The sequence below is a fragment of the Cellulosimicrobium cellulans genome, assembly GCF_001722485.1.
Taxonomy (GTDB): domain Bacteria; phylum Actinomycetota; class Actinomycetes; order Actinomycetales; family Cellulomonadaceae; genus Cellulosimicrobium; species Cellulosimicrobium cellulans_A.
This window is the reverse complement of the sequence record NZ_LWGL01000224.1, coordinates 1-4,178: the sequence shown is the minus strand read 5'-3', so window position 1 is coordinate 4,178 and position 4,178 is coordinate 1. Positions and strand designations below refer to the sequence as shown.

The window sequence follows — 4,178 nt, the reverse complement described above, 5'->3', positions numbered from 1 at the left end:
GAGCTCCGCGAGCGGGCCCGACACGTCGGCGCCGCGCTCCGCCTGCGCGACGAGCCGCTCCAGCCGTCCTCGCAGCGTCGCCACGCGGCCGCGCGCGTCGGCGTCGGACCCGGCGAGGTCCTCGCAGCGCACGAGCTCCGCCCGCACGCCGCGCAGCCGGGCGACCTGGTCGGCCGTGTGCGGGTCGAACGACAGCCGCGTGCGCAGCTGCACGACGAGCGCGTCGCACAGCTTCACCGCCTCGACGAGCGAGACGAGCGCGGCGCCCGAGCCGGAGTCGAGCCGGCCCCAGATGAGCACCGACATCTTCTCGCGCGCGACGACGTCGACCCGACCGGAGTCCCACGTGACGCGCAGCTCGTCGGCGCGACCGCGGATCGCCTGCCACAGCGACAGGGCGAGCACGAGGTCGGCCGTGTACGCGTCCGGCGTCGCCGCGGCCTGCGCGGCGGCGTCGAGCCGGTCGAGCTCGGTGCGGCGCGCGTCGAGCCACGTCTCGAGCGCGCCGAGGTACGCCAGGAGCTCGGGGGCGGGGATCGCCTCGCCGAGCCGCCCGGGTGCCTCCGGTGCGACGGCTCGGCTCACGGCGTGCGACCGTACACCGCGGCCGGCGGCGCGGGGGCGGGGCCGAGCACGCCGAGCCACCGGTCGTAGCTCGCCGCCCACGTGCCGTCCGCCTTCGCGCGCTCGAGCACCGCGTTGACGAAGCGCACCATGTCGGTGTCCTCCGCGGGCACCCCGATGCCGTACGGCTCGTCGCTGATCGCCTCGCCGACGACCTTGGCGTACGGGTCCTGCGCGGCGAAGCCGGCGAGGATCGTGTCGTCGCCCGTGATCGCGTCCACCTTGCCCTGCTGGAAGAGCACGAGGCACTGGGTGTGCGTCGTGGCGGGCACCGGCTCGATGCCGGCGTACTCCTCGAGCCGGGTGAGCGTCGTCGTGCCCTCGGGCGCGCACACGCGCTGCCCCTCGAGGTCGGCGATGCCCGCCGCGGTCGAGTCGCGGGAGACGAGCACCTTCTGGCCCGCGTGGTAGTACTCGGCCGAGAACGCGATCTGCTCCCACCGCTCGCAGTTCATCGTGAACGCGCGCGCCACGAGGTCGACGCTGCCGTCCTGGAGCACCTCGATGCGCTGGCCCGAGGTGATGACGCGGAAGGTGAGCCGGTCCGGGTCGCCGAAGATCGCGCGCGAGACCTCGCGCAGCATGTCGATGTCGAAGCCCTCGATCTCCCCGGAGAGCGGGTTGCGCGCCCCCATGAGCAGGGTGTCCGCCGAGACGCCGACGACGAGGGAGCCGCGCTCACGGATCTCCGCCATGGTGCTGCCCGCGGGCAGCGCGTCGGGGGAGGGCAGCGGGCCCTCGGGGGCGTACGACGCGAGGGGGTCGGCGCACTCGGCGGGCGCTCCGGGCGCCGGGGCGGCGGTCGTCGCCTCGGGCTCGGCCTCGGGGGCCAGGCGCAGGTCGTCGGCGCCGGACGGCCCGGAGCACGCGGTGAGCAGCAGCGCGGTCGCGGTCAGCGCCGCGACGAGTGCCGAGCGGGCAGCGGTCGTCGTCCTCACCGGTACTCCTCCAGTCGTGCCGTGACGCCGCGCCACGAAAGCACGGCCGCGGCCGCGCCGGCCGCGAGCAGCAGCCAGCCGGCGACGGCGGACCGCGTGCCGGCCGACGCGAGGTCGTCGCGCGTCGCGACGGCGTTCGTCTCGATGTCGTCGCGCGCGGAGGCCGAGAACTCCTCGAACGCCGCGTTCGGGCTCTCGGCGTCGGTGCTCGTCGCGAGCGCGACGGCACCGTCCCAGTCGCCCTCGTCGTCGAGCGCGCGGATCTCCGCGTGCCGGGCCACCCACACGTCGAGGGCCTGCGCGCTCGACCCGTCGAGGACGCCGTCGGCCGCCGCGTCGTCGAGGCGCTGCGCGGCGTCGTCCGTCGCGGCGACGAACTCCTCCTCGTAGGCCTGGCCCGAGCCGCGCTTGATGAGCGTGAACGCCTCCATCGACTTCGCGTCGTTCGCGAGCGCGTAGGCCTGCGACGCGGCGAGCGTCGCGGCGTACGAGCCGGTCCGCACGTCGTGCGCGCGGGCGCTCGCCTGCGACAGCAGGAGCGTCCCGACGACGCCGACGACGAGCACCACCCCCGTCGCGGTGGCGAGGCCCACGTTGAGCACGCGGTGCGTGCGCCGCGCGAGCCAGACCTGGCTCAGCACGAGCGCGGCGAGGGCGAGAAGCCCGCCGGCGAGCACCCAGAGCGCGTTGCGCACGCCCGCGAAGTCGGCCGCCACCCGGTCGGCGTCGTCGAGCACGACCTCGTCCAGGGTCGGGAGCATCTGCTCGCGCAGGATCGTCGACGCCTGGTCCAGGTACGCCGACCCGACTGGGAAGCCCTGCCGGTTGGCGGCGCGCGCCTGCTCGACGAGCCCCGTGTAGGTCGTGAGGTCGGCGGCGACCTCGCCGAGGAGCTCGGCGTCGGCGCCGTTGCTGCCGGACAGGGTTGCGAGGTCGCTCGCCGCCGCGTCGACCAGCTCGTCGTAGCGCGCGCGCTGCTCGGCGGGCTCGAGGCCGCCGACGAGGAACGCGCCGGTCGCCGTGGCGTCCGCCGCGACGAGAGCGTTGCGGACCTCCTGGACCCCCACGAGCTGCGCGGCGTCCTCGGCGGCCGCGTCGAGCGCGCGCGACTGCACGGCGCCCGCCTGGAAGCCGAGCGCTCCCAGCACGAGCGAGGCGAGCACGCACAGCGCCATCACGAGGCGGAGCCGGCCGGGCGTGCGGCGCAGGGCGCCGCGCGCCCGCGCGACGCGTGCGCTGCCGTCGCCGGACGGTCCGGGAGCCCCGGGGGTGCCCACGCGCGCGGCCGGCGCGGGCGCCACGACCCCGGACGTGGGCGGGCCCGCCGGGCGGACCGGTGTGGTCGTCATGCGTTCTCCTCGACGGTGGGTGGTGCCGGTGGCGCGGTGGGAACAGTGGGACCGGCGGGCTCGGACGGGTCGGGCGTCGGCGGGTCGAGCGTCGCGAGCAGCGCGGGCGCGCCCTCGCCGTCGACCAGGTCGGCGGGCAGGAGCAGGCGCAGCTGGTCGACGGTGGGCTCGGGGGTGTCGCGCAGCCGCCACGCGTGGCGTGCGACGGCCGCGTCGAGCACGTTGCGCGCCCAGCGTGCGTTGCCAAAGCCCTCGGTGCGCGGCTGGGCGGCGGCGAGCCGCTCGAAGGTGTCGAGCGCCTCGGGCGTCGGCTCGAAGTCGGCCCGCCGGGCCATGCCCGCGAAGATCTCGCGCAGCTCGGCGTCGGTGTAGTCCTCGAACGTGATCGTCGTGGAGAAGCGTGACTCGAGCCCGGGGTTGGTGGCGAGGAAGTCCGCCATCGGGCCCGGGTACCCGGCGACCACCACGACGAGCTCGTCGCGGTGGTCCTCCATGTCCTTGACGAGCGTCGTGATCGCCTCGGCGCCGTACTGGTCCTCCGCGAGCCCGTAGGCCTCGTCGACGAACAGGACGCCGTCGAGCGCGGTCGCCACGACCTCGGACGTCTTCACCGCCGTCTGCCCGAGGTAGCCCGCGACGAGCTCCGAGCGGTCCACCTCGACGAGGTGGCCCTTCTCCAGCAGCCCGAGCGCCCGGTAGATGCCGGCGACGAGCCGCGCGACCGTCGTCTTGCCGGTGCCCGGGTTGCCGAGGAACACGAGGTGGCGCGTGAGCGTGGGCCGTGTGAGGCCGGCCTCGGTGCGCAGCTTCTCGACCCGCAGCAGCTCGGTCTGGCGCCGGATCTCGTCCTTGACCCGCTCGAGCCCCGTGAGGCCGTCGAGCTCGGCGAGCAGCTCCTCGAGCGAGCGGGGCGGCTCCTCGGCGTCAGCGTCGGCGTCCGGGGGCGCCTCGCCGTCCGTCGCGGTGCGCGGCCCGCCCGCGGCGCCGGGGGTAGGCACCGTGCCCGACGGCGACGGGCCGGCGGGCGTTCCCGGCTCGCCCGGGCGGCGGGCGGCGAGCGCGTCGAGGATCGCGTCGACGGTCGGCACGTCCGGCTCGGGCGCGCGGGGCACGCCGAGCGGGGCGAGGGCGTCGAGGTCGAAGGAGCTGCCGGTCGTGGGGCGTGCGGTCAGCGGCCCGGCGGTCGTGGGCGACGGCGTCGGGAGAGGGGGCGCGGAGGCGACGGGACGGGCGGCGGGACGACCCGGGGCGATCCCACCGCCGCCCG

General features: G+C 76.4%; 3 protein-coding genes and 1 pseudogene. All 4 read right to left on the bottom strand.

Annotation, left to right across the window (positions count from 1 at the left end; translation table 11 throughout):
* Positions 1 to 585, bottom strand: a pseudogene (locus JZ5iCDA_RS16010) (hypothetical protein); the annotation flags it as partial.
* Complete coding sequence (locus JZ5iCDA_RS16005) at positions 582 to 1,562, bottom strand: glutamate ABC transporter substrate-binding protein (RefSeq protein WP_069388044.1); 981 nt, start codon at positions 1,560 to 1,562, stop codon at positions 582 to 584. The gene JZ5iCDA_RS16005 and the pseudogene JZ5iCDA_RS16010, both read right to left, overlap by 4 nt.
* On the bottom strand, positions 1,559 to 2,911 hold the full coding sequence (locus JZ5iCDA_RS16000; RefSeq protein WP_069388043.1) for a hypothetical protein: 1,353 nt from the start codon (positions 2,909 to 2,911) through the stop codon (positions 1,559 to 1,561). Before JZ5iCDA_RS16000 ends, JZ5iCDA_RS16005 begins: the two co-directional genes overlap by 4 nt.
* Positions 2,908 to 4,178: AAA family ATPase (locus JZ5iCDA_RS18055; protein WP_139123167.1), on the bottom strand; the 1,271-nt coding region annotated here is incomplete at its 5' end. The genes JZ5iCDA_RS16000 and JZ5iCDA_RS18055, both read right to left, overlap by 4 nt.